A 25,984-nucleotide genomic window follows, 5' to 3' on the forward strand; every position below is an offset into this window, starting at 1 on the left:
GATGGAGCGACCCTATTGCGACGGACTCAAACTGCCGATCGTCGCGCATTGCGACGAATGACCTGGGGAGGCTCACCGAACGCGCGCAGGAATGCGCGTCGCATGCGCTCCGGGTCGGCGAATCCGGTCTCGACAGCCACTTCGTCCATGGTGTTACGGCTTTGCTCGATCATCACGCGCGCGGCCTCCACACGCAATTGTTCGACGGCCTTGGCGGGCGACTGCCCCGTTTCAGAGCGAAACGCACGACTGAACTGCCGCGGACTCAGGTGCGCGGCCTCCGCCAGCGTTTCGACCGTCAGCGGCAACCTCAAGTTCTTTCGCGCGTAGGCCAATGCGCTCTGGATACGATCGGATTTCGGATCCAGCTCCAGCAGCGCAGAATGCTGGGACTGACCGCCGGCTCGGCGGTGATGTACGACGAGCTGCCGTGCGACGCCACGCGATAGATCCACGCCAAAATCCTTTTCGATCATGCCCAGCGCGAGATCGACGCCGGCACTCATTCCGGCCGAGGTCCACACGTTTCCGTCGATGATGAATATGCGGTCGTCCTCGACATGTGCGTCGGGAAACTGTTTTTGCAGCTCTCGTGCGTAGAACCAGTGCGTAGTGACGCGGCGCCCGTCGAGAAGACCCGCTTCACCCAGCAAGAATGCACCGGTGCACACCGAGGCGATACGACGGCTGACCCCCGCGCTTTTGCGAATCTGCTTGAGCAAACCCGTCGATGTCGGCGCGGGACTCAGCAATCCCGCGACGATCAGCGTGTCCAAACGCTGACGCTGCAACGGGCGTGTTTCCAGGGGGACACCGAAGGAATTGGCCACGGCGCCGCCGTGCTCCGACAGCAGTCGGATGCAATAGAGGGTCTCGCCAGCGACGATGTTGGCGAGTTCGAAGGCCGATACCGGTGCCAACCCCATTATCTGGAAGCCGGGAGGCAGGGCGAAGCCGACGGTGAGCATGGCGGCCTCCCTGGGCATGTCCTGAAATGAGGTATATACGACATTTAAGCCACAATCAAGCGGGTCTACATTTCGTTCCGAACCCGGCATCCGCCGACCACGGAACCAAGACAAATGAACACCACCGTCCACAGGGGAACGGCCCTCATTACCGGCGCATCTTCGGGTATCGGTGCCGTGTATGCCGACCGCCTCGCCCGTTCGGGTTATGACCTCATCCTGGTGGCCCGGCGCGCCGAAAAACTGCGCGAACTCGCTGAAGACCTCACGACCCGCACCGGCCGCTCCGTCGAGACGCTTGCCGTCGACCTGGCGAATCCGTCCGATCTGTCCATGGTCGAGGCCGTGCTGCGCAGCGATGCCAGCATCACCCTGCTCGTGAACAACGCCGGCATCGGCGCGACCGCTCCGCTGCTGATCTCCAACGTCGACGAGATGGAGCGCATGATCACGCTCAACGTGAACGTGCTTACGCGCCTGGCATATGCCGCCGCGCCGGCGTTCGTAGCACGCGGCACCGGCACCATCGTCAACATTGCCTCGATCGTGGCGATCGCGCCAGAAATGCTGAACGGGGTGTACGGAGGCAGCAAGGCCTACGTCCTCGCCTTTTCGCAGTCGCTCCAACACGAACTCGCCGACAAGGGTGTTCGCGTCCAGGCCGTGCTCCCCGGCGCGACCGCCACCGCGTTCTGGGACCATGCCGGCACGCCGGTAGAACACCTGCCGCGGGAAATCGTGATGTCCGCCGAGGACATGGTCGATGCGGCATTGTCCGGTCTCGCGAACGGTGAAGTCGTGACCATTCCCTCGCTGCCCGACCAAGCCGAATGGGATGCGTTCGAAGGTGCCCGTCGCGCATTGGCACCGAAGCTTTCGCTCGCCACTCCCGCGCCACGCTACACCACGGGCCTCACCGGTTAAGCCATCCGGCCAGCGCGGACAACCTCCGTGCTGGCCGGTTCAGACCGAGTCCAAACGTTGCCATGAACGCCATCCTCACCACGAACCAGGTCGCGGACGTCCCGTCGATCGCGCGCGTCGTACTGTCCCTGGGGCTGCTCGGCGCGTTGCTGGCAAACCTCCAGTCGCAGGTGCCAGACATGCATTTTGCGGAGCACGGCGGCATTGCGCTGCCGGCGACCGACTGGAGCGCGTGGTTCCATCTGCAGTTCCTGGTGGGCGCGGCACTCGTCGCTGCCGGGCTTCGCTGGCGTCCGCATGCGTCTGAGCGGAGTGCCGCATGAGCATCACGGCGGCCACCGTCGCTCCACCCGCTTCCGCTGCGCGCACCGGGCCGATTGTCCTCATCGCGCTGATCGGGAGCTTCGTGGCCAATGCGAGCGCACAGTTCGTAGGCACGAACCTGGCTGACATCCAAGGCAGCCTTGGCGCGTCTTCGGATGAGGCTTCGTGGGCGACCACGGTCTACACCGCCGCCAACTTCTTCGCCTTCGTCGCCTCGCCGCTACTCGCCCGGACCTTCGGGCTGCGGCGGTTCTTCCTGGTGAGCGCTGCCGTCTTCGGTGCGAGTGCATGGGCATGCGCCCTCGCTACTTCATTGGCTCCGCTTCTCTTCCTGCGGGCGTTGCAAGGTCTCGCGGGCGGCGCGTTCGGGCCAATCGCCTTCGTGGCGCTCTTTCGTACCTGGAGCGGCCCGCGCCTGCCTTTAGGCCTGGCACTGCTGGCGTTCACCCTACTTGTATCCGTCAATGCCGGGCCCGTGCTTTCGGCACCGATCGAAGCCGCATTCGGTTGGCGTGCGCTTTTCCTCGCGCAAATGCTCGCGGCCGCAGCGTTGATACTGGCCGCTCGCCGCTGGCTGCCGGAAAGTCCGCTGAACCTCGCCGAATTCAGGACCGACTGGATCGCGGCCACGTTGCTTGCGGTCGCGACGAGCAGCATGGTGGTGGCCATTTCACAAGGAACGCGGCGTTTCTGGTTCGAAAGCGAACTTATCGCCTGGACGACCAGCCTCAGCATCGGAGCGTGGACTGGCTTCGCGATCGCGCATCGCCGCTCGCCGCTTCGCGTCATCAATGTACAAACCCTTCTCCAGCGTCGCTTCGGGATTCCGATCGCGCTCAACCTGATCTTCCGTGCGACCTTCGCCGCCACGGTGTACCTGATTCCCTTGTTGCTGGCGCTGACGCAGTCCGCTCGCCCGCTGCAGACCTCGCATGCCACCGGGTGGCTACTGCTGTCGCAAGTAGCCGCGTTCCCGCTCGCGTGGCACCTGATGCATCGCCTGGACGGCCGGTGGGTGATGGGCCTGGGTCTTTTGGCAGGCAGCCTGGGCCTCTGGCTGGCATCGCTGGCGACCAGCCAGACCGGCGCAGCACAACTACACGCCAGCCTCGTGTTGCTGGGCGCCGGCCAGATGCTGTTCCTGATTCCCGCCCTGATCGTCGGCGGCGCCTCCCTGAAACCCGAGGACGGGCCGACCGCCACGATCGCGTTCAACATGACGACCGTGGGCGGTACCGCCCTGGGCGTGGGCCTGCTCTCGGACTTCACGACCGAACGCGAGAAGTTCCACTCCAGCGTGCTCGTCGAGCATGTCTCCTGGCTCAACCCGTTGCAGGCCGATCGCCTGTCGGCACTGACCAGCCGGTTCGCCGATCGCATCGGCGACGACACCCTTGCGACCGCGCGCGCCGTCGCGCAGGTCACGGCCGCCGTGCGTCGCGAGGCGTGGGTGCTCGCTGTCAACGATGCGTTCGCCATCCTCGCCGGCGTCCTGTTGCTCGCCACGCTCGGTGTCGCGCTGCTGGGTCGCAGCCCTCCCCTCACCCGTTCCCGCTCCGGAGAAACGTCATGAAACTCCGTTCCGCTTCCATCGCCGGCGTGCTCGCCGCCATCGGCGCCACCGCCGCTGCCGGCGGCCTCATCGCCCCGGGCGGCATCGTCCAGGCCTGGGATTCGCATTACACCGATAACGCGTACGTTCGCGGCGACATCACCCAGATCAGCCCCAAGGTGTCGGGCTATATCGTCGATGTGCCTGTCCGGGACAACCAGCAGGTCGCCGCGGGGGACATCCTGTTCCGCATCGACGACCGCGATTATCGCGCCCGCCTCGCGCAGACACAGGCCGCATTGGCAACGCGCCGGGCGGCGATAGGCAATCTTGATGCGCAGATATCCCTCCAGCGCGCAGTCATCCGCCAGGCCGATGCTGCCGCCGGCGAAGCAACGACCGAGGCGGCGCGTTCGGCACGCGACGCGGTGCGCGCCGAGAAGCTCGCGGGCGAACAGCTGATCGCAGCATCGCAATTCGACCAGCTGGCGTCGTCGGCTCAGGTCGCGGCGGCTCGAGTGACCGAAATGCTGGCGAATTCCGCTGCTGCCCGGCAGCGAATCGCGGTCCTGGAGAGCCAGCGTCCGCAGCTGCGCGCGGACATCCTTGCCGCGGAAGCCACCGTGACGCTGGCGGAGCTCGATGTCGAAAGCACCGTCGTCCGCGCCCCGGTCGGGGGCCGGGTGAGCGAGCGGGCCGCGCGCGTGGGCCAGTTCGTCAAGACCGGTGCACAATTGATCGCACTGGTTCCGCGCGAGCTCTGGGTCGTCGCGAATTTCAAAGAAACGCAACTCAAAGGAATGCAGGCCGGTGACACCGTCGAGATCGGCATCGACGCGGTTCCCGGAGCCACTTTCCACGGACGGCTCGACAGCCTGTCTCCCGCCAGCGGCGCGCAGTTCGCCCTGCTGCCACCGGACAACGCGACCGGTAATTTCACCCGCGTAGTCCAGCGCGTGCCGGTACGCATTGCCCTGCTCGACAACCAGTCTCAACTCGACCACCTGCGTCCAGGAATGTCGGCAACGGCACGGGTCGACATCGACGCGAGCCGCCGGATTCCGGCCACCACCTCCTCCGCCACTTCGATTGAGGTCTCCCGATGAACACACGTCGCCCCGTTGCCATCCTCGGTGGCCAGCGCATTCCCTTCGCCCGCCAGAACACCGCATACACGCGTGCGACCAACCTGGAGATGCTGACGGCCACCCTCGATGCCTTGGTAAAGCGCTTCAACCTGGAAGGGCAGCGACTCGGCGAGGTCGCAGCCGGCGCCGTCCTCAAACACACCCGCGATTTCAACCTGACGCGCGAAGCCGTGCTGGCGAGCCAGTTGGCGCCCCAGACGCCGGCCTATGACGTGCAGCAGGCCTGCGCGACGTCGGTCGAGACCGCCATCCTGGTCGGCAACAAGATCGGCATGGGGCAGATCGAGGTCGGCATCGCGGGAGGCGTCGATTCGTCCTCGGATGCGCCGGTGGCGCTGAGCGAAAGTTATCGTCAGTTGATCCTCGCCCTCAACCGCGCAAAGACAGGCAGCGAGCGTCTGCGCATTCTCGCCGGTTTCCGGCCTGCGATGTTTCGTCCGTCCGTTCCCAACGTCAACGAGCGACGCACCGGCCTGTCGATGGGCGAGCACTGCGAGTTGATGGTCAAGCAATGGGGCATCACCCGCGAAGCGCAGGATGAATTGGCGCTAGCCAGCCACCGCAACGCCATTGCGGCGTATGACGAGGGCTTCTACGACGATCTCGTTGTTCCGTTCCGTGGCCTGCAGCGCGACAACAACCTGCGCGCCGACTCTTCCATGGAAAAGCTCGCCAGGCTCAAGCCGGCCTTCGACAAGACCAGCGGGCATGGCTCCCTCACCGCGGGGAATTCCACACCACTGACTGATGGCGCCGCTGCGATCCTGCTGGCCTCGACCGAATGGGCCGATCTGCATGGCATTCGCCCGCAGGCATGGCTGGTCGATGCGGAAACCGCTGCCGTGGAGTACGCCGGCCCGAACGCGGAAGGACTTCTGATGGCACCGGCCTATGCCGTTCCGCGCCTGCTCGAGCGCAATGGGCTGAGCCTGCAGGACTTCGACTATTACGACATCCATGAAGCCTTCGCAGGCCAGGTGCTTTGCACGCTGAAGGCTTGGGAAGACGCGGACTACTGTCGCGAACGACTCGGGCTGACGCAAGCGCTCGGCCGCATTGATCGGAGCAAGCTCAACGTGCGCGGTGGTTCGGTGGGGCTTGGACATCCCTTTGCGGCAACCGGCGCACGGATCCTGGGCAGCATGGCCAAGCAGCTGATGCTTCATCGCAACCGGACCGGAAAGCCGGCGCGGGCCCTGGTCTCCGTTTGTGCCGCCGGTGGTCTTGGTGTCACGGCCATCCTGGAAGCATGAATGCCTCGCCCCTTGGCGATCTTCGGCGACATGCTCCTACGGGTCGGCCGATCGCAGCAGTCCCGCGGAATGGAAATGAGCCCCCGCAACTGCCAGCCCACTTCCGTCCATATTTTTGACCCAGGAACCACCATGAACACCCTGCGCTATCTAGCCCTCGCATCCCTGGCTTTCGCGATCTTTTCCCCCGCCCATGCCGAGCAGGTCGAGGAAGGCACGAAGACCCCCGTTGTCACCAATACCAACCCGCCCGAAAGTTCCAAAGGCATCCGCGAGCTATTGGAAGGCCGGCCTGAGATTGCCGCCCTTGTGAGCAGCGGCAAGAGCGGAGCCATCGCCGAAGCGCTGAAGGAGCAGCTCGACAATGCGGGCGGCAAAGAGAAAATCGCCGGCGCCATAAGCCAATACCTCAGCAAACATCCGCTAAAGGAAGGACAGGACGCCTCGGACCTTGCATCACAATGGCAAAAAGAAGGCCATCGCTAAGACCTTGAAAGCAAGCTTCAGCAACGCCCTAGATGGCAGAACCATTCTTGCCGTTAGTTTCCAGTCGCATCCTCTTCGAGGATTCTGACGACCTCCGCAACGGCGCGTGGGTCCTTGTATATCTCGTGACCGGAATCGATGATCAAGGTCGAGGTCGCGCCATCGAGCTTCGCACTGTCCAGAGGCACCACTCCATCGCCAGGTGGGTTATGGCGACGTAGCGAGCCCGCGATGGTGTGGTAGCTGATGCCTGCGGCAGGCATGAGCGATTCACCGGCGCGGCGCACTGGTTGCGAAACCCGCAACGTCGAGATGCTGTTGATGGCGGCCCGCCCATATGCGTGGCGCAGCTCCGAACGAACCGCCGATGGATCTGCACGAGCCAGGCGACGCAGCGACTGCAGCTCCGGTGTCCGGCGCCCAACGAGCAGTCGTGCCAGGCGGCCAAACCAGCGTTTCGCACTGGGGCTCCCCCGATGCGGCGTGGCGAGGAAAATGGCCTTGCGCACCCCGGGATAGGGGCGGAACACGAAGACCTGTTGCACCGCCGCGATGTCTTCGTGTTCGGCCTCCATCATCGACGGTGGTTTATGGAAGGCGGCATTCCACAAGACGTCGCCACTGTCCTCGCAAAGCATTCGTGCCACGAGCCCCCCCATGCTGTGACCGACCAGCACGATTCCCTGTCGTGCGGGGTCGTCGTGCTCGGGGTCGAGCACCTTCCATGCCTTGTCCAGATACCCCTGAATCCGATAGCGACTGACGAGCGTGGGCGCATTGGTCTGGTAAACGATGTGCCAAACCTGATAGCGGGAGCTCAGTTCATTCGACGCCCACACCGCGTTGGACAGTCGCGCCCAGATCAGCGGGCTGCTTCCCAGGCCATGGATCATCACGAGGGGGCGCTTGTTCGGATCGTAGTCGTCAAGCAGGTAGACGCCCGCGCGGCGTCCAATTTCATGGCCGCCCAACAAGCCCCAGATGGCCAGTCGTGGCAACTTGGACGTGCGGGTGCCAAGGGCATACGCAGCCATCATGTTCCTAGCCATCGGCAAGGCCTGATCGCCCACCTTGATGCTGTGTATTGCAAAGGGGTTGGCGATCACCAGGCGAGGTACGCTGTCGCCCGCGTCATCAACCTCGACCCAGGCAGTGGCGGCACGGAAGACGCCTTCGGGCGGCAACAGTTCGCAGGGCGGCCGATCGGTGCAGCGGGGCGAAAGCAACACCACTGGCACGCCGAAGCCCGCGTTCTTCTGCTCCACCCCATAGTCGGCAGGAATCTGGACCGTTCGCGCCAAGGCAATCCGCAAGGGCGGATGCAGATACTCGGACAGTCCTCGAAACTCGACATCGACCGGAACGCCACCCATCCGTCGTCGCCCGGGCGACCAGCCGCTGGGCTGCTCGGCCAGCACGGAAAACAGCAGCTGATCGGTGCATCGCTGGGACAGCGATGAAGCGGAACGCGTGGCCGCGGCTTCGGTTGCGCGGAGCGCGGCGAGCTGGGCGTACACGGCGCATGCCAGCCACGCCTGTTGGATCTGTTCGCGCCCTCGCGCGCGACCCACGCTCTCCGCCGACGCAATCGCCCCCTCCCGACACGCAGCCCAGTCGGAGCAGGTGGTCGATAATTTAGGCTCTCGCGCTGGCATCGATCGGCAAGACGCGAGCGTTAACAACGCCATCGTCAACGCCATGAGTGCGTACCCGCGGATGATGCAAACCGCCGAATCCTGCATGTCCACCTCGGCGCCGCTGCGTGGGACAGGGTTAGGCTACTCCTTAGCAAATCAACGTTGATCGGGAGGTTATGCGGCAGCCATTTCAATGCGCTTAAGCCGACGCGACGCCAATCACTTGCTTTGAAGCTTCGTCAATCCCATTCCAGAGCACGCCCCGGCGGGCACCCCGCCAGGCTACGTTGCGCTAATTCGGCCTGCATGGATCGGCCAGCTTCTCCACCGACTCGCCGGATGTTGGCCATCGCGACCACGCGGTGCCGCTCCATGGCAGCGGCGCCCTTTGGAGGGTGGTGAAATTCGCCAGGCCCGTTTTGGCGCCAGCCAGCCCCAGGGCACCATTACCGCCATCCGTACCGCCAAAATTGCGTGTCTTCCGATTTCCGTCGTTATGCGGCGTGACAAGTGGCAATAAAAAACCCCTGATTTCTCAGGGGTTCTGTGCTGCACCGGGATATCCCGGCATCTAGATATGGTGGAGGTGGGGGGAATTGAACCCCCGTCCGAAGGCACTCCATCCCCGGCACTACATGCTTAGCTCACCGTTGGATCTCGTCCCCGGACAGCACGGTGCGCGAAGCGCATCCGGGAACCAGCCTGTTTTAGGTTAGCCGGGAGCTGACAGGCAGCCGCTTCCAGCGATTCCGTGATAGTGACCCTACGCTGCGAACACGGACACAAGCAGTTTCGGGGCTTACGCCTTAAGCGGCGAGAGCGTAGTTGTCGTCGTTGGCAACTAGAGTTTTGCAGCTGGATTTACGAGGAAAGCTACCCCCTCGGCATGCGCCAAGCGACTTTGCAACCCCCGTCGAAGCCAGTGCACCCCCGGGGACAGCGAAACGCTGACGGCACCAGTATAGGTGCGCGGGCGTCGATCACAAGCTCTGCGTCCGGGGCGCACGCCGGAAAGGTTCAGCTGTGTGCGGCGCGAGGGTTGTCACGCCAGGCCCTGGCGGTGCTGAACCTGTTTCCCAGCATCGGTATCCGTGCGGGGGCCGGAATGGGGAGACCCAAAAAAACGGGGCGGTTTTCCCGCCCCGTTGGATGACACCTTGCGAGCGTCGATCAGCTGCGCACCGGCACCAGGGTGATCTCGACGCGACGGTTCTGCGCGCGACCCGCTTCGCTGTCGTTGCTCGCGACCGGACGTGATTCGCCGGCGCCGACGGTGATCAGGCGCTGCTGCATCACGCCATGGCTCTGCAGGTAGGCAGCCACGGAATTGGCGCGGCGCACCGACAGTTCCTGGTTGTACGCATCGCCGCCGACGCTGTCGGTATGGCCGGCGACTTCAACCACGGTCTGGTTGTACTCGGTCAGCGTGCGGGCCACGTCGTCGAGCACCGGGTAGAACTGCGACTGCAGGCTGGCATCGTTGAACGCGAACGTGATGCTGCCCGGCATGTTCAGGGTGATGTTGTCGCCATTGCGGACCACGCCGACACCGGTGCCGGCCATGCGCTCGCGCAACGCGCGCTCCTGGCGGTCCTGGTAGTTGCCGATGGCACCACCGGTCAGGCCGCCGACGCCCGCGCCGACCAGGGCGCGCTGGCGGCGTTCGGTCGCATCGTCGCCGCTGAGCAGGCCGGCCACGGCGCCGACCGCCGCGCCGATCAGGGCGCCCTTCTTGGTCTTGCTCATGCCCGCCTGCTCACCCTGGGGCTGCGGCTCCTGGGACGGCTGGCTGCCGTAGTAGCCGCCCTGCGTGGTCGCGCAGGCGGCAAGCAGCGAAGTCAGCACGGCGGCTGCAATCAGTTTGGTTCGGGTATTCATTCCTTCCTCCTGGTGGGGTCATGCGGCGCGGAACGATGCCAGCACCTACATGAACAGGGATGAACGCTAATCGCGGGGGCGTTGGGGTCGGGTGAAGCAGCGCTCAGGCGCCGCAGCGCGGCGATGGCCTACCCCGCGATGAACTCGATCACCCGGCGCGTGTCTTCCGGCAACAGCGCGTCGGCGGAGGGACCGTCCAGCCGCGCATCCCAGTTGCTCATCAGCGACAGGTACAGGAGTTTCTCGAATTCGCTGCCGAAGCGCTGGATGACGCTGTCCGGATCGGGAATCAGCTTGGCATCGGCGATCAGGCCGAAATGCACCCGGCCGTTGTAGCTGAGGATGGAAATGCCGACGCCGATCGAGCCGGTCTGCGGCACCCAGAACATCATTTCGCGCAGGGCGCAGCCCGCCATGTAAAGCGTCTGCGGCGGACCGGGGACGTTGGTCGCCACGACCGTCGCCTTGCGGCTGAAGAGGTCCAGGGCGAGGCCTTGGACCGCGGTGGGCGCCATTCCGAGCGCCGCCAACAAGCCATAAGAAACAATAGCTTGCCGAGAATTCTTCAGGTTGTTCATGCTCTCGGCGACGCGTTCCACCCGCCGGATCGGATTGTCCTCGCCGACCGGCAACTCGAGGAACACCAGGCCGAAATGGTTGCCCAGCTTCTTGGCGTGTTCGAGCGGACGCAGGTTGACCGGTACCGTTGCGCGCAGCGTCATCCCGTCCACGTGGTCGCCGCGCTCCATCATGTACTGGCGCAGCGCACCGGCTGCCGTCGCCATGAGCACATCGTTGACCGTGCATTCGCAGGCGCGGCCGACTGCCTTCACCTCCTCCAGGTCGAGCGGCTCGGCCCAGGCCACGCGCTTGCTGACGCCAAGCTTCCCGCGTAGCAACGAAGGCGGATCGTCCGGAAGGGTCACGGCGTGCAGCAGTTCGCGCCCGATCTCGCCGCCCTCCTTCGCCAGCACCGCGGCGAGCGTCGGATCGCGGTACATCTCCATGCCCTTCTCGACGACCCGGGTGCCCAGCTTCATGTAGCGCTCGGCCGCGCCGACGCGGCGCGCGACGTCGGCGCCGTCCTGCTTCAGCCAGGCCTGCTGCAGGTCGCTGCCCTTGGCCGGCTCGCGGGTGGTGTCGGTCAGCGACAGCAGCACCTGCACCAGCGCGATGCCGTCGGCGTAACTGTGGTGGATACGTGCGATCAGTGCCGAACCGCCGTCGTAGCGTTCGACCAGATGGAACTGCCACAGGGGCCGCCCGGTATCGAGCGGCGTGGAGGCGAGCTGGCTGACGAAGCGTTCCAGCGCACGCTTGCCGCCCCGCCCCGGCAACGCGGTCAGTTGCACATGCCAGTCCAGGTCGAGGTCGTTGTCGGTCTGCCAGAACGCGCCCGCGGCGGTGTCGACCGCCTTCTGCTGGAAGCGGCGGTACGCCAGCCAGCGCTGGCGGATCACGCGCCGCAGGTCGGCCACCGACATCGGCTCGGCGAACATCAGCACGCCGGTGATCATCATCGGATTGGTCGGCTGGTCCATGCGCAACCAGGCGGTGTCCACCTTGGCCATCGGCTCGCGCCGGGACGCACGGATGCGCTTCGCACGATCCTTTACGGCGCGCTCCTTCGCACCGCGCTCCTTGACGGCCGGGTCCTTGACGCTGCCCTTGTGCACTCGTGCCGCCATGCGCTTCTCCTCTCGCCTGCAAGCGAGTGAATCACGCAGGCGCGAACAGCGTCAACGCGATGGTCCAGCCGCGCACGTCTGCGCTGCGCTTGGGGCGCTCCCTGGCATCACGGTTCGACGCTGACGTACTCGCGCGGGATGCGGTCGTTGAGCCCGACCAGGATCTCGTAGGGAATGGTGCCGGCGGCCTGGGCCACCGCTTCGGCGGTGATGCGTTCGCCGCCCTGGGCGCCGATCAGCACCACCTCGTCCTCGTTCCAGGCGCTGTCGTGGTCGATGTCGACCATGAACTGGTCCATGCAGATGCGCCCCACGATCGGATAGCGCTGGCCACGGACCAGTACATCGCCACGCGACGACAGCGCACGCGGGAAGCCATCGCCGTAGCCGATCGGCACCGTCACCACGCGCGTGTCGTGCGACGGCGCCCAGGTCGCGCCGTAGCTGACCGGATTGCCGGCCTTCACCACCTTGAAGTAGACCACCTTCGAAACCAGCGACAGCGCGGGCTTCACCGCGACGGTGGCGCGGGCCGCCGGATCGGGCAGCACGCCGTACAGCACGATGCCCGGCCGGACCATGTCGAGGTGGGTCTGCGGGAAATGCAGCACGCCACCGGAGTTGGCGAGGTGGCGGATCGGCATCGGCGCGCCCGCGCGCTCGATGTGCGCGCAGGCCTCGAGGAAACGCTCCAGCTGCAACAGCGTCATCGGCGATGCCGGATCGTCCGCGCAGGCCAGATGCGAGTAGATGCCCTTCACCACGCACCAGCGCGACGCGAGCGCGGCCTCGATGAAGGGCTTGGCCGAATAGCTGTGGACGCCGATGCGCTCCATGCCGGTGTCGACCTTCAGGTGGATCACCGCCTTGCGCCCGACGGCTTCCGCCGCGGCTTCGGCCTGGCGCAGCTTGTCGAGCGAGGAGACGGTGATTTCCAGATCGTGGGTGATGAACTGCGCCACCTGCGGGCCGAAGATCCCGCCCAGCACCAGGATGGGCACGGTGACCCCGGCCTGGCGCAGGGCGATGCCCTCCTCCACGAACGCCACGCCTAGCTGCTCGACGCCCTGCGCCTGCAGGTGCAGCGCCACCGGCACCAGCCCGTGGCCGTAGGCGTTGGCCTTGACGATGGCCATCACCGGCACGCCGACGTGGCTGCGGATGTTGCGGAGGTTGAACGTCAGGTGCTCGAGCTGGACCCGGATGCGGGTCGGGCGCTCGCTGACGGCGGGCGGCATTACGCCGGTCGGATGGTGCATTGGCGCTCTGGCTGGGCGATGGGAACGGGGGACCCGCTCATTCTATGCGTCCTGTGCGGCCCCGCCGCGCGACCAACGGCACGCACGCAGTTGTGCGAGGCGACGCGGTTCTCGCGCGGCATCGCAACGCCAGCAGGCGTTGGCGCGCCGGCCTAGACCGCGTACCCGCCGCAGCTCTCCGCGTAGGTGTCGGTGTAGTCCAGCACGGACTGCACCGCCGCACGCCGCATCTCCAGGCCGTTGGGATAGCGCGCGATGGTGTCGCGTGGCTTGCGGAAGATCTCGCACCACTCCGATTCCTCCTTCGACTGTGCGATCACCAGCGCATGCACCAGCGAGATGACGAAGAATTCCGGCGACTGCCGCTCGGCCTGCGCGAGCAGGAGTTCGGCGCGGCGCGTGTCGTAGTACTCGTCCGTCGCCCACATGTAGCCCACCGCGAACAGCACGCGCGAGGAGCCCTTGCCGGCGCGGAAGCGCTGGTAACCGTGCGGATCGGTCTTCTTCAGGCGCTGCAGCAGGAGCAGGTGGTTGTCGAGGGTCCGCCCCAGCGCATTGATGACCGCGGCGGCTTCATCGTAGGACGTGCCCGGATCGAGGATGTAGTCGGCGAGTTCGTCGTCCAGCGCGCTGACTTCATGCGCCTTCCTGACCTGCGGCAGATCGAGGTAGGCCTCATAGATCAGGCCGGACGTCACCGGCGAATGCGCGTGTGACGGTGGCGCCAGCAGGACTCCCACGAACAGGACGCCTGTGAGCAGGATCGGAATCCACGCGAACCGCTTCACGACCGCACCGTCGACCATCGGCTGCCTCCATGCATCGGGATAGGCAGCCAGTTATTCGAAGCTGCCGACCGAATCGTGCGAGAGGTTGTCGAAGCGGGTGTACTCGCCGAAGAACTTCAGCTTGAGCGAACCGGTGGGACCGCTACGCTGCTTGCCGATGATGACTTCGGCCAGGCCCTTGTCCGGCGAGTTTTCCTTGTTGTAGTAGTCGTCGCGGTAGATGAACATGATCATGTCCGCGTCCTGCTCGATGGCGCCCGATTCGCGCAGGTCGGCCATCACCGGGCGCTTGTCGGTACGCGTCTCCAGCGAGCGGTTGAGCTGCGACAGCGCGATCACTGGCACCTGCAGCTCCTTGGCCAGGCCCTTGAGCGAACGCGAGATCTCCGAGATTTCCGTCGCGCGGTTTTCGCTGTTGCCGGGCACCGCCATCAGCTGCAGGTAGTCGATCACGATCAGGCCCAGGCCGTGCTCGCGCTTGAGGCGGCGCGCCTTGGCGGCCAGCTTGACCGGCGACATGCCCGGTTCGTCGTCGATGAAGATCTTGGCTTCGCGCAACTGGCGGATCGCGCTGGTGACGCGACTCCAGTCCTCGTCCTCGAGTTGGCCGGTACGCAGGCGTTGGGCGTTGACGCGGCCGACCGAGGAGATCAGGCGCATCGCCAGCTGGCTGGCCGACATTTCCATCGAGAACACCGCGACCGGCAGCTTGCTGCGGAACGCGGCGTATTCGGCCATGTTCAACGCCAGCGTGGTCTTGCCCATGGCCGGACGCGCAGCGAGGATGATCAGGTCGGTCTTCTGCAGGCCGGCGGTCATCATGTCCAGCTCGGTGTAGCCGGTCGACAATCCGGTGACGCCGTCGCCATTGGCGTAACGGGTCTGCAGGACGTCGAAGGCTTCCGCCAGCGCCTTGGTCACCGGGGTGAAGTCGGTCTTGCCCTCGGAATTGGCCTGGGCAATGGCGAGCACCTGGCGCTCGGCGTCCTCGAGGATCTCGCCGCTGTCGCGGCCCTCGGGCTGGAAGCCGTTGTTGACGATCTCGGTGCCGACGTCGATCAGCTGACGCAGGATCGCCTTGTCGCGCACGATGTCGGCGTAGGCGACGATGTTCGCCGCCGACGGCGTGCTGCTGGCCAGCTCGATCAGGTACGCACCGCCGGCGACCTGTTCGCTCATGCCCATCGAGTCGAACCACTCGCCCAGCGTCACCGCGTCGTAGGGGCGGTTCTTCTCGGCCAGTTCGCGGATGGCGCGATAGATCAGCTGGTGGTCGCGACGGTAGAAGTCGGCGTCGGTGATGCGGTCGGCGACGCGATCCCATGCATCCGGCGCGAGCATCAGGCCGCCGAGCACGGCCTGCTCGGCCTCGATCGATTGCGGCGGGACGCGCAGCTGCTCGATGTTCTTGTCGCGGCGGGTCTGGAAGGCGGAATCGGGGCGCGTTCCCTGGCGTGCGCTCATCGGTGCGGTAACTCCCCTGGTCGAACCGTCGTGGCGGTCCGCTTCTTGTAAGTAAGGATGCAGCTGGCCGGTCATCCTAGTCGCCCCGTTCGCGATGCGTTGCAGACAACTCTGTGGATAACCGGTGGGCATCGCAGAGAGTGAGACCACAAGCCATGCCAGCAGCGGTCAGGCCGATGGTTGCCGACGAGCGGCGGCGATGCGTTGGAAAATTGGCCGGAAAAAGAAACGGGCGCCCGGTGGGCGCCCGCTTCGGGTCACGCTTTACGCGGTTTAGGCGACTTCGCCGACCACGATCACCTTGACGGTGGCATTGATGTCGGCGTGCAGGTGCACCACGACTTCGTGCTCGCCGGTGCGGCGCAGCGGGCCTTCGCCCAGCACCACTTCCGACTTCTCGACCTTGTGGCCGTGCTTGGTCAGCGCTTCGGCGATGTCGCGCGGGCTGATCGAGCCGTACAGCTTGCCTTCGGTCGAGGCATTGGCGGTGAGGGTGACTTCAACGCCTTCCAGCGCGGCCTTGCGGCCTTCGGCGCCGTCCAGCTGGGCCTTGGCCTTGGCTTCGTACTCGGCGCGCTTGGCTTCGAAATCGGCCAGGTTCGCGGCGGTGGCCGGCACGGCCTTGCCCTGCGGGACCAGGAAGTTGCGGCCGTAACCCGGCTTGACGTTGACCTTGTCGCCGAGCTTGCCGAGGTTGGTGACGTTCTGCAGGAGGATCAGTTGCATGGTGTTGCTCCGTATTCGTTAGCGGCGACTTGCGCCGCAACTGGGGCTGTCCGAATGGACGGTTTTGCCGTCATTCCGAACAACGTGAGGAACCTGCCGTCAAAGCAGGTCCCCCGCTGCGCTCGGGATGACAGCGCGTAATTACGCGTTGTGGTTGTCGGTGTACGGGATCAGGGCCAGGAAACGGGCGCGCTTGACGGCCGTTGCCAGCTGGCGCTGGTACTTCGACTTGGTGCCGGTCACGCGGCTCGGCACGATCTTGCCGGTCTCGGTGAGGTACTGGCGCAGGGTGTTGAGATCCTTGTAATCGATCTCCTTGACGCCTTCGGCCGTGAACTTGCAGAACTTGCGGCGACGGAAAAACTTGGACATGTCAGTGCTCCTTAGGCGGCTTCGGCTTCGGCGGAATCGGCGCTGCCGACGGCGCTGTCGCTCTCGTCGTCACGGCGGCGACGTTCGGGCTTGTCGCCCTTCTCGTCCTTGAACTTCATGATCAGGGACTGCTCGGTGTCGGCCGCGTCGCGCTTCATGACCAGGTGGCGCAGCACCGCGTCGTTGAAGCGGAAACCGTCGACCAGCTCGTTCAGAACGCTCTGGGTGCACTCGATGTTGAGCAGGACGTAGTGGGCCTTGACCAGGTTCTCGATCGGATAGGCCAGCTGGCGGCGGCCCCAGTCTTCGAGACGGTGGACCTTGCCGTTGCCGGCTTCGATGAGCGACTTGTAGCGCTCGATCATGGCCGGCACCTGCTCGCTCTGGTCCGGATGGACCAGGAACACGACTTCGTAATGACGCATTGGTTGTTTCCTTGTGGATGCCGGGCGCTGGAGCGGCCCGGGCAGCCCCCCGGCGGCCGGGATGGCCGCGGTGGAGCAAGGTCCCCCACGGCCGGAGCCGCGGGAGCCGGAAATTATGGCAGGGTCAATGGCTTAGGTGCAAACCGGGCCGCAAGCGCAGGGCGGGCCCTGCCCGTCGAATCCGCGAATCCAGCGCCCCTAACGCCTGATACGCCCCGATTGCGGGTCAGGGGGGCCCGCCCTGCCCCTGCCTCCCCGCGATCCAGGCGTCGATATGCCGCTCCAGCGCCTGCAACGGCACCGAGCCGGTAGCCAGGACCTCGTCGTTGAACTCGCGCACATCGAAGCCCTCGCCCAGCCGGGCCTTGGCCCGCGCCCGCAGCTCGGAAATCTTCAGCTGGCCGATCTTGTAGGCCAGCGCCTGGCCCGGGGTGCCGATGTAACGGTCGATCTCGTTGACGATGTCCTGGTCGGTCTTGGGGGCGTTGTCCTTGAAGTAGGCGATCGCCTGCTCGCGGCTCCAGCCCTTGGCGTGCATGCCGGTGTCGACCACCAGCCGCACCGCGCGCCACATCTCATAGGCCAGCTGGCCCATCCGGTCGTAGGGATCGTCGTACAGCCCCATGTCGAAGCCCAACTGTTCGGCATACAGGCCCCAGCCCTCGCTGTAGGCGACGAAGTAGGCGGTGCGGCGGAACATCGGCGCATCCGGCAATTCCAGCGAACGCGCGAACTGGAAGTGGTGGCCCGGCACCGCCTCGTGCAGCGACAGCGGCATCATTTCCCAGGTCGGGCGCACTTCGGGCTTGTACAGGTTCACGTAATAGAAGCCGGCGCGGCTGCCGTCGGAGGCCCCCGGCTGGTAGTACGCGGTGGTGGTGTCCGGCGCGAGGTTGTCCGGGATCGGGCGCACGCCGTAGGGCTGGCGCGGGATGGTCCGGAACGCCTTCACCAGCTCGGGATCGATGCGCTTGGCGACCTCGCGGTAGTGGGTGAGCAGCGCCTGCGGGGTCTTGTCGAAGAAGCGCGGGTCGGTGCGCAGGAAGTCGAAGAACTCGGCCAGCGAGCCCTTGAAGCCGACTTCCGCCTTGATCTTCTCCATCTGTGCGCGGATGCGCGCCACTTCCTTCAGGCCGAGCGCATGGATCTGCTCGGCGGTCAGGCCAGTCGTCGTGTAGTAGCCCGCGAGGTAGTCGTAGTACGCCTTGCCATCGGGCAGGTCGGTCGCCGCGATCGAGTCGCGCGCCTTCGGCAGGTATTCGTCGTTGAAATAGGCCTGGAGCGCGCGATACGCCGGCACGATGCGTGTGCGGATGATGCGTTGGGCGTCGGCCTGCAACCCGGCGCGGTCGGCCTCGGGCACGCCATCGCGGAATTTCTGGAAGGGTCGGTAGAACGGGCTTTGCGCCGGATCTTCGACGATCTGCGCGGCGATCTGCCGCGGTACGCGCTGCATCAGCACCTTGGGCGGCAGGTTGCCCGCCTTCACGCCTTCGCGCATCAGGACGATGGTCTGCTCGACCTCCACCGGCACGGCGTCCATGCGCTTGAGCCAATCGCGGTAATCCTTGGAAGTCGCGAACGGCAGCACTTCGGCCACGCCGTCGAGGGTCTGTACGCCGCCCTGGTGGCTGATCGGCTGCAGGTAGGTGCGGAACTTCTGGCCCTCGACCGATTTCTCCTGCAGCCACAGGAAGGTGTCGTAGTTCAGCTGCTCGGCCGGCGACAGCGCATTGCGATCGATGGCGCGGATGCGCGCCAGGGCGGCACGGTCGGCCGCCTGGCTGGCCGCGATGGCGGCAAGGCTGGCATCGGACCAGCGATCGTTGTAGCGCGTATCGCCCTGGTAGCTGGCGTTGACCGGGTTCTCGCGCAGGCCGCGCTCCCATTCCTCGTCGAAGAGCTGGTGCAGTGCACGCACGGCATCGGCGGATTGGGCCTGCGCGGGCATGGCGCAGGCGACCAGCATCGCCGCGGCCGCGGCAAGGTTTCGGAACATGGGAGGCTCCCGGTGCGTAGGCCCCGGAGTCTAGCTTGGCGACTTGCGCCCTCCCCCTGTCGAAGGTTGGGCGGGACGACCGCGATCAGGCCGCGCGGTCGGCTTCCGTGGTGAAGCTCTCGCCGCAGCCGCATTCGGCACTGGCGTTGGGGTTGCGGAACACGAACTGCTCGCCCAGGCGCTGCTTGATCAGGTCGATCTCGGTGCCGTCCACGAGCGGCAGGCTTACCGCATCGACATAGGTGCGCACGCCATCCTGTTCGAACACGGTGTCGCCTTCGCGCTGGTCCTTGGCCAGGTCGGCGAAGTGCTGCCAGCCCGAGCAACCCGTGCGGGTCACGCCGAAGCGCAGGCCGATCGCGTCGGGCGTCTCGGCGAGATAACGCTGGACGCGGGCGAGAGCGGCGGGGGCGAGGGTGACGGCCATGCGGGACTCCGGAGTGGTGCAGGAATTATAGGCGGTGCGGTTCGGTGCGTCGCCGCAATCAGCCAACGGGAAGCCGCGGTTGCGCATGGTTCATGGGCGTACGCGGGCGTACGCGGGCGGTTAAACTGCCGCCTTTCCCCATATCGGCCCGTGGCGGCCAGGATTCAAGGCATGACGGTGGTCAGCGTCGAACATGCGCTCGCGGGCAAGCTGCCCGCCGGCGGTGAAGTCACGGTCCGTGGTTGGGTGCGCACCCGCCGCGACTCCAAGGCCGGGCTCAGCTTCGTCAATGTCAGCGACGGCTCCTGCTTCGCGCCGATCCAGGTCGTCGCGCCCGCCCTCCTGCCCAACTACGAATCCGAGATCAAGCACCTCACCACCGGCTGCGCCGTCATCGCCACCGGCACGCTGGTGCAGTCGCAGGGCCAGGGCCAGGCGTTCGAGATCCAGGCATCGAAACTGGAAGTCGTCGGTTGGGTCGAGGATCCGCTGACCTACCCGATGCAGCCCAAGCAGCATTCGCTGGAATACCTGCGCGAATTCGCCCACCTGCGCCCGCGCACCAACCTGTTCGGCGCGGTGACGCGCATCCGCGACTGCCTGGCCAAGGCCGCGCACCGCTTCTTCCACGAGCAGGGCTTCTACTGGATCTCCACGCCGATCATCACCACCTCCGATGCCGAAGGCGCCGGGCAGATGTTCCGCGTCTCCACGCTGGACATGGCCAACCTGCCGCGCAACGGCCAGGGCGAGGTCGACTTCAGCCGCGACTTCTTCGGCAAGGAAACCTTCCTGTCGGTGTCCGGCCAGCTCAACGTCGAGGGCTACTGCCTGGCGCTGAGCAAGGTCTACACCTTCGGCCCGACCTTCCGCGCCGAGAACAGCAACACCACGCGCCACCTGGCCGAGTTCTGGATGATCGAGCCGGAAATCGCCTTCGCCGACCTCCACGAGGACGCGAATGTCGCCGAGGCGTTCCTGAAGTACATGTTCCGCGCCGTGCTGAACGAGCGCATGGACGACATGGCCTTCATCGCCGAGCGCGTGCAGCCCGACGCAATTACCCGCCTGGAGTCCTTCATCAACGCGCCGTTCGAGCGCATCGACTACACCGATGCGATCAAGCTGCTGCAGAAGTCGAACAAGAAGTTCGAGTTCCCGGTCGAATGGGGCCTGGACCTGCAGACCGAGCACGAACGCTGGCTGACCGAGGAACACGTCGGCCGCCCGGTGGTGGTGATGAACTACCCCGAGCACATCAAGGCCTTCTACATGCGCCTCAACGACGACGGCAAGACCGTTGCGGCGATGGACGTGCTGGCCCCGGGCATCGGCGAGATCATCGGCGGTTCGCAGCGCGAGGAACGCCTGGACCTGCTCGACGCGCGCATGGCGCAGTTCGGCCTGGATCCGGCGCATTACGGCTGGTACCGCGACTTCCGCCGCTACGGCACGGTGCCGCACGCCGGCTTCGGCCTCGGCTTCGAGCGCCTGGTGGTGTACGTGTGCGGCCTGAGCAACATCCGCGACGCGATTCCGTACCCGCGCGCGCCGGGCAACGCCGACTTCTGATGGAAGATGCGCGGACTGGCGGCGCTCCTCGGCTTCCCTCGCGGCGCATGCCACGAAGTCACGTTTCCCATCCGACGCCGCCTCTAAAAGCTGGATCCCGGCATGCGCCGGGATGACGAGTAAGAAATGATCCTGTTCTTCGCCCTGGTTTTCGTCGCTGCCGCCATCACCGGTGCGTGCGCCTTCATGATCTTCTGGCCGCTGTCGCTGGTGCATATCCGCGACCGGCATCCGGAGATCGGTGCCCGGCTCGGCCCGGGCGCCTTCCTCAACCCCACTGCCCTGGGTTGGCTGCTGCGTCGCGGCTACATCGCCGCGAACGACCGCAACCTCACCGGCCTGGCCTCGCCGGCGCGGACGTCGCTGCTGACGATCATCATCGCCCTGGTCCTCGCCGGACTGCTGTGGGCCCTGTCTACGGTGGTTTCCGCATGAACCCTTCCGAACACGCGCACGACGAATGGTGGCTGGCCACGCTCGGCCGCACGCTGGTGTGGGCGCGCCTGCGGGTGCGCGAAGCCGGCACCGCCGAGGTCTTCGACAGCGACGGCGCCACCCTGCCCTACGACAGCGAGGACACGGCGCGCGCGGCCCTGATGGATGCCGAATTCGTCGCCCTCGACGGCCTCGATGCCGATGACGCCGCCGAACGCGGCTTCATCCTGGAAGAACTGGTGCCGCCGCAGGCCGACGACGACGAAGTACTGCGCGGCCTGATGATCCAGAAGCTGCCCGCGCGGAACTGACGCATGTACCGGCCCGCGGCGTTCGTCGAAACCGACCTGGCGGCGCTGGATGCGTTGATCGAACGCGACAACTTCATCACCCTGATCACCGTGCGCGACGGCGCGCCGGTGGTGAACCACCTGCCGGTGCTGTACCGGCGCGACGGCGACCGCATCGAACTGCGCGGCCACTGGGCGCGCCCCAACCCGCAGGCGAGGCACGCCGGCCCCGCCACCGCGATCGTGCACGGCCCGCACGCCTACGTTTCGCCCTCGTGGTATCCCGACAAGGAAGCCGAGGCGCGCGTGCCGACCTGGAACTACGCGGTCGCGCATCTGGGCGGCACGCTGGAAACCTTCGACGACGAGGCCGCGCTCGCCGCGATCGTCGACGAGCTCAGCCAGCAGCACGAAGCCCGCGCCGGCCACGCCTGGCGTTTCGAATTCGAACGACCCGACCATCGCGTGCAGCTGCGCGGCATCGTCGGCTTCCGCTTCCACGTCGATGACGCGGTGCTGAAGTTCAAGCTCAACCAGAACCATCCGGCCGCCAATCGCAGCGCGGTCGCCGACCAACTCGAACAGCAGGCGCGCGACGATAGCCGGGACATCGCCGCGCTGATGCGCGCCCGCACGCCCACGGAAAACTGAGCATGGATCTCGACCTCAACGGCAAACACGCGCTCGTCTGCGGCGCCAGCCAGGGCATCGGCCTGGCGACGGCCAAGGCGCTGGCGGAACTGGGCGCCGACATCACGCTGCTTGCCCGCCGCGCCGACGTGCTGCAGGACGTCGCTTCGCAGCTGCCGCGCCCGCGTACCACGCAGGTGCACGGCTGGATCGCCGCCGATACCGCGGATCTCGAGCGCCTGCGCGCGCAGGTCGAGGCGCTGTGCGCGGGCAAGCCCGTGCACATCCTCGTCAACAACAGCGGCGGCCCGCCGCCGGGCCCCGTGCGCGGCGCCGAGATTCCCGCTTTCGAAGCCGCCTACCGCCAGCACCTGCTCGCCAACCACGTGCTCGCAGAAGCCGTGCTGCCCGGCATGGAACGCGACGGTTACGGCCGCATCGTCAACGTCATCTCGACTTCTGTGAAGGAGCCGCTGCGCGGACTGGGCGTCTCCAACACCACGCGCTGGGCCGTGGCGAGCTGGGCCAAGACGCTGGCGACCGAAGTCGCGGCGAAGGGCATCACCGTCAACAACGTGCTGCCCGGCTCGACCGAAACGCCGCGCATCGAACAGATCATCGAATCGACGATGGCGAAGACCGGCCAGGACCGCGACACCGTGTACGCGAAGATGGCAGCGGAAATCCCGATGGCCCGCTTCGCCAGGCCGGAGGAAACCGCCGCGGCGATCGCCTTCCTGTGCTCGCCCGCGGCGTCGTACATCACCGGCATCAACCTGCCCGTGGACGGCGGTCGCACCCGCTCGCTCTGATTCGGCGGCCAGGACCATCGGCATGAACGCAGTCATCCAGGACGAACGCCGCAGCACCGACCGCGTACCCTACGCGTCGCGGATCATGGTGCTGCGCCACGACAGCGCCTGGTTCGCGCGCCTGATCGACCTGTCGGTAGGCGGCTGCAGCATCTTCCGGCCGGCGGGTTTCGAACTCGTGCCCGATGACCTCGTCCGCCTGTTCTTCCACCAGGGCGAGGATGCGGCGGTCGTCATCGTCGACGCGCGCGTCGCCCGCGTGACCACGGGCCAGGTCGGCCTCGAGTACCACGATCCGCAAACCGTTCCGCCCACGCCGCCATCCGCACCATGAGGTGCCGTATGGACGCCTCGCCGGTTAAGCTTGGCGGATGCGTCTGACTCATTGGATCGACGGCGAATCCCGCGAAGCGGCCAACGGTCGCTGGCTCGAGGTATTCGACCCGGCAACCGCCCGCCCCTTTGCCGAAGTCGCGCGTGGCGACGCACGCGATGTCGAAGCCGCCATCGCCGCCGCACAGCAGGCGTTGCCGGGTTGGTCGTCGCTGCCCACCACCGAGCGCGCGCGCTGGCTGGAGAAACTGGCCGACGCCGTGGAGGCGCGGCTGGACGACTTCGCCCATGCCGAGTCGCGCGATGGCGGAAAACCCATCCGGCTTGCGCGTGAGATCGAGATTCCGCGCGCGATCTCCAACCTGCGTTTCTTCGCCCACGCGGCGACGCAGTTCGCCAGCGAGTCGCACCATGGCCAGGCCGGGCTGAACTACACCCTGCGTGCACCGCTGGGCGTGGTGGCGACGATCTCGCCGTGGAACCTGCCGCTGTACCTGTTCACGTGGAAGATCGCGCCGGCGCTGGCCGCCGGCAACACCGTGGTCGCCAAGCCTTCGGAGGTCACGCCGGTCACGGCGACGATGCTGGCTGAGGTCGCGGCGCAGATCGGCTTCCCCAAGGGCGTGCTCAACATCGTGCACGGCCTGGGCCCCGAGATCGGCGAACCGCTGGTGACGCACGCGCAGGTCAAGGCGATTTCCTTCACCGGCAGCACCGCGGTGGGCAAGCGCATCGCCACGCTCGCCGCGCCGTTGCTGAAAAAGGTGTCGCTGGAACTGGGCGGCAAGAACCCGACCCTGGTGTTCGCCGACGGCGACTGGCGCGCACAGCTCGACACGATCGTGCGTTCCGCCTTCCAGAACAGCGGCCAGATCTGCCTGTGCGGTTCGCGCATCCTGGTGGAACGCCGCATCTACAGCGAATTCCGCGACGCGCTGGTCGAGCGCGCGCTCGGACTGCGCGTCGGCGATCCCATCGACGAGGACAACAACCTCGGCCCGCTGGTATCGCAGGCACACTTCGACAAGGTCACCGCCGCCCTCGCCCGCGCGCGCGACGAAGGCGGGCACGTGCTGTGCGGCGGCAACGCGCTGGACCGCCCCGGCTGGTTCGTCGCGCCGACGGTGATCGAAGGCCTCGGCCCCGACTGCGCCAGCAACCGCGACGAGATCTTCGGCCCGGTGGTCACGCTGCAAGCCTTCGACTCCGATGACGAAGCGGTGCAGCTGGCCAACACCGGCGACTACGGCCTCGCCGCTTCGGTGTGGACGCGCGACCTCGACCGCGCGCACCGCGTCGCCGCGCAACTGCGCACGGGCATGGTCTGGATCAACACCTGGCTGATGCGCGACCTGCGTACGCCCTTCGGCGGCACCGGTGCGTCCGGCCTCGGCCGCGAAGGCGGCATGGAAGCGATGCGTTTCTTCACCGAACCCAAGAACGTGGGCATCGCCATCGGCGCCGCGCCCACGGGAGTCGCGCCGCGATGAGCACCCTCGACGAACTGTTGCGCAACAACCGCGAATGGGCCGACGGCGTACGCCGCGAGGATCCCGGTTTCTTCAAGCGCCTCTCGCAGCAGCAGGCACCGAAATACCTGTGGATCGGCTGCTCCGATTCGCGCGTGCCGGCGAACCAGATCCTCGGCCTCGCCCCGGGCGAAGTCTTCGTCCATCGCAACATCGCCAACGTGATGGTGCATACCGACCTGAACTGCCTGTCGGTGATCCAGTTCGCAGTGGACGTACTCAAGGTCGAACACATCCTGGTCGTCGGCCATTACGGCTGCGGTGGCGTGCATGCCGCCCTGACCGGCACGCGCGTCGGCCTCGCGGACAACTGGATCCGCCACGTCGGCGACGTCGCGCTCAAGCACGCTCCGCTGCTCGACGGCATCGACCTGGAATCGCTGCGCCACGCGCGCCTGTGCGAACTCAACGCGATCGAACAGGCCGCGAACGTCTGCCTCACTACCATCGTCCAGGACGCCTGGGCGCGCGGCCAGCAGCTCTCCGTGCACGGCTGGGTGTACAGCCTGCTCGATGGTCGCGTGCGCGAGCTCGGCATGGATGCGAGCTCCACCGAGGAATTCACCTCCGCCTACGAACACGCGGTGTCGCGCCTGCGCCCCCGCAACGAGGACTCCGCCGCATGAGCGACGTGATCAAGGCCAGCACCGCACCGAAGCCGGTCGGCACCTATCCGCATGCCCGCCGCGTCGGCAACCTGCTGTTCCTGTCGGGCATCGGCCCGCGCGATCCGGCCACGAATGGCATTCCCGGCAACGATTACTTCGCCGATGGCCGCCTGCGCAGCTACGACATCGCCGCGCAGACGCATTCGGTGTTCGCCAACGTCCGCGCCGTGCTGGAAGCCAGCGGCGCGCGCTGGGAGGACCTGGTCGACGTGACCGTCTACCTCACCGACATGGCGCGCGACTTCAAGACCTACAACGCGATCTGGGCCGAACATTTCCCGGACATCGACACCGCACCGTGCCGCACCACGCTGGGCATCACCGCGCTGCCGACGCCGATCGCGATCGAACTCAAATGCACCGCCGTGGTCCCGGCCGACCGCGGCAAGGACTGACG

Annotated in this window: 27 protein-coding genes and 1 other RNA gene; 15 read left to right on the top strand and 13 right to left on the bottom strand. The window is 66.3% G+C overall.

Annotated elements, in window-relative coordinates:
* Nucleotides 1-26: 26 nt before the first annotated feature.
* Nucleotides 27-968 (bottom strand): GlxA family transcriptional regulator, encoded by a 942-nt coding sequence (locus tag H8B22_RS00515; RefSeq protein ID WP_187712225.1) that lies wholly within the window; start codon nucleotides 966-968, stop codon nucleotides 27-29.
* A gap of 114 nt (nucleotides 969-1,082) precedes the next feature.
* On the opposite strand from H8B22_RS00515, the gene H8B22_RS00520 reads away from it, so the two are divergent.
* From H8B22_RS00520 to H8B22_RS00545, 6 genes are all read left to right on the top strand, one after another.
* On the top strand, nucleotides 1,083-1,892 hold the full coding sequence (locus H8B22_RS00520) for an SDR family NAD(P)-dependent oxidoreductase (protein WP_187712226.1): 810 nt from the start codon (nucleotides 1,083-1,085) through the stop codon (nucleotides 1,890-1,892).
* 62 nt (nucleotides 1,893-1,954) lie between these two features.
* Nucleotides 1,955-2,215: a hypothetical protein gene (locus tag H8B22_RS00525; RefSeq protein WP_187712227.1), complete on the top strand. Its 261-nt coding sequence runs from the start codon at nucleotides 1,955-1,957 to the stop codon at nucleotides 2,213-2,215.
* Nucleotides 2,212-3,789 carry an MFS transporter gene (locus tag H8B22_RS00530; protein WP_187712228.1) on the top strand — a complete coding sequence of 526 codons (1,578 nt, stop codon included), beginning with the start codon at nucleotides 2,212-2,214 and terminating at the stop codon, nucleotides 3,787-3,789. Before H8B22_RS00525 ends, H8B22_RS00530 begins: the two co-directional genes overlap by 4 nt.
* Nucleotides 3,786-4,874, top strand: a complete 1,089-nt coding sequence (locus H8B22_RS00535) for an HlyD family secretion protein (protein ID WP_187712229.1) — start codon at nucleotides 3,786-3,788, stop codon at nucleotides 4,872-4,874. The genes H8B22_RS00530 and H8B22_RS00535 overlap by 4 nt, the downstream gene beginning before the upstream one ends.
* Nucleotides 4,871-6,169: an acetyl-CoA C-acetyltransferase gene (locus tag H8B22_RS00540; protein ID WP_187712230.1), complete on the top strand. Its 1,299-nt coding sequence runs from the start codon at nucleotides 4,871-4,873 to the stop codon at nucleotides 6,167-6,169. The genes H8B22_RS00535 and H8B22_RS00540 overlap by 4 nt, the downstream gene beginning before the upstream one ends.
* A gap of 132 nt (nucleotides 6,170-6,301) precedes the next feature.
* Complete coding sequence (locus tag H8B22_RS00545; protein ID WP_187712231.1) at nucleotides 6,302-6,655, top strand: hypothetical protein; 354 nt, start codon at nucleotides 6,302-6,304, stop codon at nucleotides 6,653-6,655.
* 53 nt (nucleotides 6,656-6,708) lie between these two features.
* On the opposite strand, the gene H8B22_RS00550 is transcribed toward H8B22_RS00545, so the two are convergent.
* The 12 genes from H8B22_RS00550 to H8B22_RS00605 all read right to left on the bottom strand — a co-directional run bounded on the left by H8B22_RS00550 (nucleotide 6,709) and on the right by H8B22_RS00605 (nucleotide 19,318).
* Nucleotides 6,709-8,172 carry an esterase/lipase family protein gene (locus H8B22_RS00550; protein WP_187712232.1) on the bottom strand — a complete coding sequence of 488 codons (1,464 nt, stop codon included), beginning with the start codon at nucleotides 8,170-8,172 and terminating at the stop codon, nucleotides 6,709-6,711.
* 698 nt (nucleotides 8,173-8,870) lie between these two features.
* Nucleotides 8,871-9,224: a transfer-messenger RNA gene (ssrA, locus tag H8B22_RS00555) on the bottom strand.
* 238 nt (nucleotides 9,225-9,462) lie between these two features.
* The gene (locus H8B22_RS00560) at nucleotides 9,463-10,170 is read right to left on the bottom strand and encodes an OmpA family protein (RefSeq protein ID WP_187712233.1); all 708 of its coding nucleotides are present in this window, start codon (nucleotides 10,168-10,170) and stop codon (nucleotides 9,463-9,465) included.
* Nucleotides 10,171-10,298: 128 nt separating this feature from the next.
* Nucleotides 10,299-11,858, bottom strand: coding sequence for a WS/DGAT/MGAT family O-acyltransferase (locus tag H8B22_RS00565; protein ID WP_187712234.1), 1,560 nt, complete (start codon nucleotides 11,856-11,858; stop codon nucleotides 10,299-10,301).
* 107 nt (nucleotides 11,859-11,965) lie between these two features.
* Nucleotides 11,966-13,096: an alanine racemase gene (gene alr / locus H8B22_RS00570; protein ID WP_187712235.1), complete on the bottom strand. Its 1,131-nt coding sequence runs from the start codon at nucleotides 13,094-13,096 to the stop codon at nucleotides 11,966-11,968.
* 173 nt (nucleotides 13,097-13,269) lie between these two features.
* The gene (locus tag H8B22_RS00575; protein ID WP_187712236.1) at nucleotides 13,270-13,923 is read right to left on the bottom strand and encodes a hypothetical protein; all 654 of its coding nucleotides are present in this window, start codon (nucleotides 13,921-13,923) and stop codon (nucleotides 13,270-13,272) included.
* A gap of 33 nt (nucleotides 13,924-13,956) precedes the next feature.
* Complete coding sequence (locus H8B22_RS00580) at nucleotides 13,957-15,369, bottom strand: replicative DNA helicase (RefSeq protein ID WP_187712237.1); 1,413 nt, start codon at nucleotides 15,367-15,369, stop codon at nucleotides 13,957-13,959.
* 273 nt (nucleotides 15,370-15,642) lie between these two features.
* Nucleotides 15,643-16,095 (bottom strand): 50S ribosomal protein L9, encoded by a 453-nt coding sequence (rplI, locus tag H8B22_RS00585; RefSeq protein WP_187712238.1) that lies wholly within the window; start codon nucleotides 16,093-16,095, stop codon nucleotides 15,643-15,645.
* A 141-nt stretch (nucleotides 16,096-16,236) separates the two neighbouring features.
* Nucleotides 16,237-16,467, bottom strand: a complete 231-nt coding sequence (rpsR, locus tag H8B22_RS00590) for a 30S ribosomal protein S18 (protein ID WP_031372470.1) — start codon at nucleotides 16,465-16,467, stop codon at nucleotides 16,237-16,239.
* A gap of 11 nt (nucleotides 16,468-16,478) precedes the next feature.
* Nucleotides 16,479-16,892, bottom strand: coding sequence for a 30S ribosomal protein S6 (rpsF, locus tag H8B22_RS00595; RefSeq protein ID WP_187712239.1), 414 nt, complete (start codon nucleotides 16,890-16,892; stop codon nucleotides 16,479-16,481).
* A 226-nt stretch (nucleotides 16,893-17,118) separates the two neighbouring features.
* Entirely contained in the window at nucleotides 17,119-18,891 is a 1,773-nt protein-coding gene (locus H8B22_RS00600) for a DUF885 domain-containing protein (protein ID WP_208456912.1), read from the bottom strand.
* Between the two features lie 85 nt (nucleotides 18,892-18,976).
* Entirely contained in the window at nucleotides 18,977-19,318 is a 342-nt protein-coding gene (locus H8B22_RS00605) for a HesB/IscA family protein (protein ID WP_187712240.1), read from the bottom strand.
* A gap of 171 nt (nucleotides 19,319-19,489) precedes the next feature.
* Between H8B22_RS00605 and asnS the strand changes: the two genes are divergently transcribed.
* From asnS to H8B22_RS00650, 9 genes are all read left to right on the top strand, one after another.
* Nucleotides 19,490-20,890 carry an asparagine--tRNA ligase gene (gene asnS / locus H8B22_RS00610; protein WP_187712241.1) on the top strand — a complete coding sequence of 467 codons (1,401 nt, stop codon included), beginning with the start codon at nucleotides 19,490-19,492 and terminating at the stop codon, nucleotides 20,888-20,890.
* A 126-nt stretch (nucleotides 20,891-21,016) separates the two neighbouring features.
* A complete protein-coding gene (locus H8B22_RS00615; protein WP_187712242.1) occupies nucleotides 21,017-21,325 on the top strand; it encodes a hypothetical protein in 309 nt (102 codons plus the stop codon).
* Nucleotides 21,322-21,636 (top strand): hypothetical protein, encoded by a 315-nt coding sequence (locus H8B22_RS00620; protein ID WP_187712243.1) that lies wholly within the window; start codon nucleotides 21,322-21,324, stop codon nucleotides 21,634-21,636. The genes H8B22_RS00615 and H8B22_RS00620 overlap by 4 nt, the downstream gene beginning before the upstream one ends.
* 3 nt (nucleotides 21,637-21,639) lie before the next feature.
* On the top strand, nucleotides 21,640-22,266 hold the full coding sequence (locus tag H8B22_RS00625; protein ID WP_187712244.1) for an FMN-binding negative transcriptional regulator: 627 nt from the start codon (nucleotides 21,640-21,642) through the stop codon (nucleotides 22,264-22,266).
* Nucleotides 22,267-22,268: 2 nt separating this feature from the next.
* Complete coding sequence (locus H8B22_RS00630) at nucleotides 22,269-23,057, top strand: SDR family oxidoreductase (protein WP_187712245.1); 789 nt, start codon at nucleotides 22,269-22,271, stop codon at nucleotides 23,055-23,057.
* A gap of 22 nt (nucleotides 23,058-23,079) precedes the next feature.
* The gene (locus tag H8B22_RS00635) at nucleotides 23,080-23,391 is read left to right on the top strand and encodes a PilZ domain-containing protein (RefSeq protein WP_187712246.1); all 312 of its coding nucleotides are present in this window, start codon (nucleotides 23,080-23,082) and stop codon (nucleotides 23,389-23,391) included.
* A 37-nt stretch (nucleotides 23,392-23,428) separates the two neighbouring features.
* Nucleotides 23,429-24,880 carry an aldehyde dehydrogenase gene (locus H8B22_RS00640; protein ID WP_187712247.1) on the top strand — a complete coding sequence of 484 codons (1,452 nt, stop codon included), beginning with the start codon at nucleotides 23,429-23,431 and terminating at the stop codon, nucleotides 24,878-24,880.
* Nucleotides 24,877-25,545, top strand: a complete 669-nt coding sequence (gene can, locus H8B22_RS00645) for a carbonate dehydratase (protein ID WP_187712248.1) — start codon at nucleotides 24,877-24,879, stop codon at nucleotides 25,543-25,545. The genes H8B22_RS00640 and can overlap by 4 nt, the downstream gene beginning before the upstream one ends.
* The gene (locus tag H8B22_RS00650; protein WP_187712249.1) at nucleotides 25,542-25,982 is read left to right on the top strand and encodes a RidA family protein; all 441 of its coding nucleotides are present in this window, start codon (nucleotides 25,542-25,544) and stop codon (nucleotides 25,980-25,982) included. Before can ends, H8B22_RS00650 begins: the two co-directional genes overlap by 4 nt.
* The last annotated feature ends 2 nt before the right edge of the window (nucleotides 25,983-25,984 follow it).

It is taken from the genome of Lysobacter terrestris (genome assembly GCF_014489475.1).
GTDB classification, from domain to species: domain Bacteria; phylum Pseudomonadota; class Gammaproteobacteria; order Xanthomonadales; family Xanthomonadaceae; genus Agrilutibacter; species Agrilutibacter terrestris.

What these genes read in the sequence shown, in the direction of transcription:
- H8B22_RS00515 (WP_187712225.1), bottom strand. Translation starts at nt 968, where the DNA reads ATGCTCACCGTCGGCTTCGCCCTGCCTCCCGGCTTCCAGATAATGGGG.
- H8B22_RS00520 (WP_187712226.1), top strand. Translation starts at nt 1,083, where the DNA reads ATGAACACCACCGTCCACAGGGGAACGGCCCTCATTACCGGCGCATCT.
- H8B22_RS00525 (WP_187712227.1), top strand. Translation starts at nt 1,955, where the DNA reads ATGAACGCCATCCTCACCACGAACCAGGTCGCGGACGTCCCGTCGATC.
- H8B22_RS00530 (WP_187712228.1), top strand. Translation starts at nt 2,212, where the DNA reads ATGAGCATCACGGCGGCCACCGTCGCTCCACCCGCTTCCGCTGCGCGC.
- H8B22_RS00535 (WP_187712229.1), top strand. Translation starts at nt 3,786, where the DNA reads ATGAAACTCCGTTCCGCTTCCATCGCCGGCGTGCTCGCCGCCATCGGC.
- H8B22_RS00540 (WP_187712230.1), top strand. Translation starts at nt 4,871, where the DNA reads ATGAACACACGTCGCCCCGTTGCCATCCTCGGTGGCCAGCGCATTCCC.
- H8B22_RS00545 (WP_187712231.1), top strand. Translation starts at nt 6,302, where the DNA reads ATGAACACCCTGCGCTATCTAGCCCTCGCATCCCTGGCTTTCGCGATC.
- H8B22_RS00560 (WP_187712233.1), bottom strand. Translation starts at nt 10,170, where the DNA reads ATGAATACCCGAACCAAACTGATTGCAGCCGCCGTGCTGACTTCGCTG.
- H8B22_RS00565 (WP_187712234.1), bottom strand. Translation starts at nt 11,858, where the DNA reads ATGGCGGCACGAGTGCACAAGGGCAGCGTCAAGGACCCGGCCGTCAAG.
- alr (WP_187712235.1), bottom strand. Translation starts at nt 13,096, where the DNA reads ATGCCGCCCGCCGTCAGCGAGCGCCCGACCCGCATCCGGGTCCAGCTC.
- H8B22_RS00575 (WP_187712236.1), bottom strand. Translation starts at nt 13,923, where the DNA reads ATGGTCGACGGTGCGGTCGTGAAGCGGTTCGCGTGGATTCCGATCCTG.
- H8B22_RS00580 (WP_187712237.1), bottom strand. Translation starts at nt 15,369, where the DNA reads ATGAGCGCACGCCAGGGAACGCGCCCCGATTCCGCCTTCCAGACCCGC.
- rplI (WP_187712238.1), bottom strand. Translation starts at nt 16,095, where the DNA reads ATGCAACTGATCCTCCTGCAGAACGTCACCAACCTCGGCAAGCTCGGC.
- rpsR (WP_031372470.1), bottom strand. Translation starts at nt 16,467, where the DNA reads ATGTCCAAGTTTTTCCGTCGCCGCAAGTTCTGCAAGTTCACGGCCGAA.
- rpsF (WP_187712239.1), bottom strand. Translation starts at nt 16,892, where the DNA reads ATGCGTCATTACGAAGTCGTGTTCCTGGTCCATCCGGACCAGAGCGAG.
- H8B22_RS00600 (WP_208456912.1), bottom strand. Translation starts at nt 18,891, where the DNA reads ATGTTCCGAAACCTTGCCGCGGCCGCGGCGATGCTGGTCGCCTGCGCC.
- H8B22_RS00605 (WP_187712240.1), bottom strand. Translation starts at nt 19,318, where the DNA reads ATGGCCGTCACCCTCGCCCCCGCCGCTCTCGCCCGCGTCCAGCGTTAT.
- asnS (WP_187712241.1), top strand. Translation starts at nt 19,490, where the DNA reads ATGACGGTGGTCAGCGTCGAACATGCGCTCGCGGGCAAGCTGCCCGCC.
- H8B22_RS00615 (WP_187712242.1), top strand. Translation starts at nt 21,017, where the DNA reads ATGATCCTGTTCTTCGCCCTGGTTTTCGTCGCTGCCGCCATCACCGGT.
- H8B22_RS00620 (WP_187712243.1), top strand. Translation starts at nt 21,322, where the DNA reads ATGAACCCTTCCGAACACGCGCACGACGAATGGTGGCTGGCCACGCTC.
- H8B22_RS00625 (WP_187712244.1), top strand. Translation starts at nt 21,640, where the DNA reads ATGTACCGGCCCGCGGCGTTCGTCGAAACCGACCTGGCGGCGCTGGAT.
- H8B22_RS00630 (WP_187712245.1), top strand. Translation starts at nt 22,269, where the DNA reads ATGGATCTCGACCTCAACGGCAAACACGCGCTCGTCTGCGGCGCCAGC.
- H8B22_RS00635 (WP_187712246.1), top strand. Translation starts at nt 23,080, where the DNA reads ATGAACGCAGTCATCCAGGACGAACGCCGCAGCACCGACCGCGTACCC.
- H8B22_RS00640 (WP_187712247.1), top strand. Translation starts at nt 23,429, where the DNA reads ATGCGTCTGACTCATTGGATCGACGGCGAATCCCGCGAAGCGGCCAAC.
- can (WP_187712248.1), top strand. Translation starts at nt 24,877, where the DNA reads ATGAGCACCCTCGACGAACTGTTGCGCAACAACCGCGAATGGGCCGAC.
- H8B22_RS00650 (WP_187712249.1), top strand. Translation starts at nt 25,542, where the DNA reads ATGAGCGACGTGATCAAGGCCAGCACCGCACCGAAGCCGGTCGGCACC.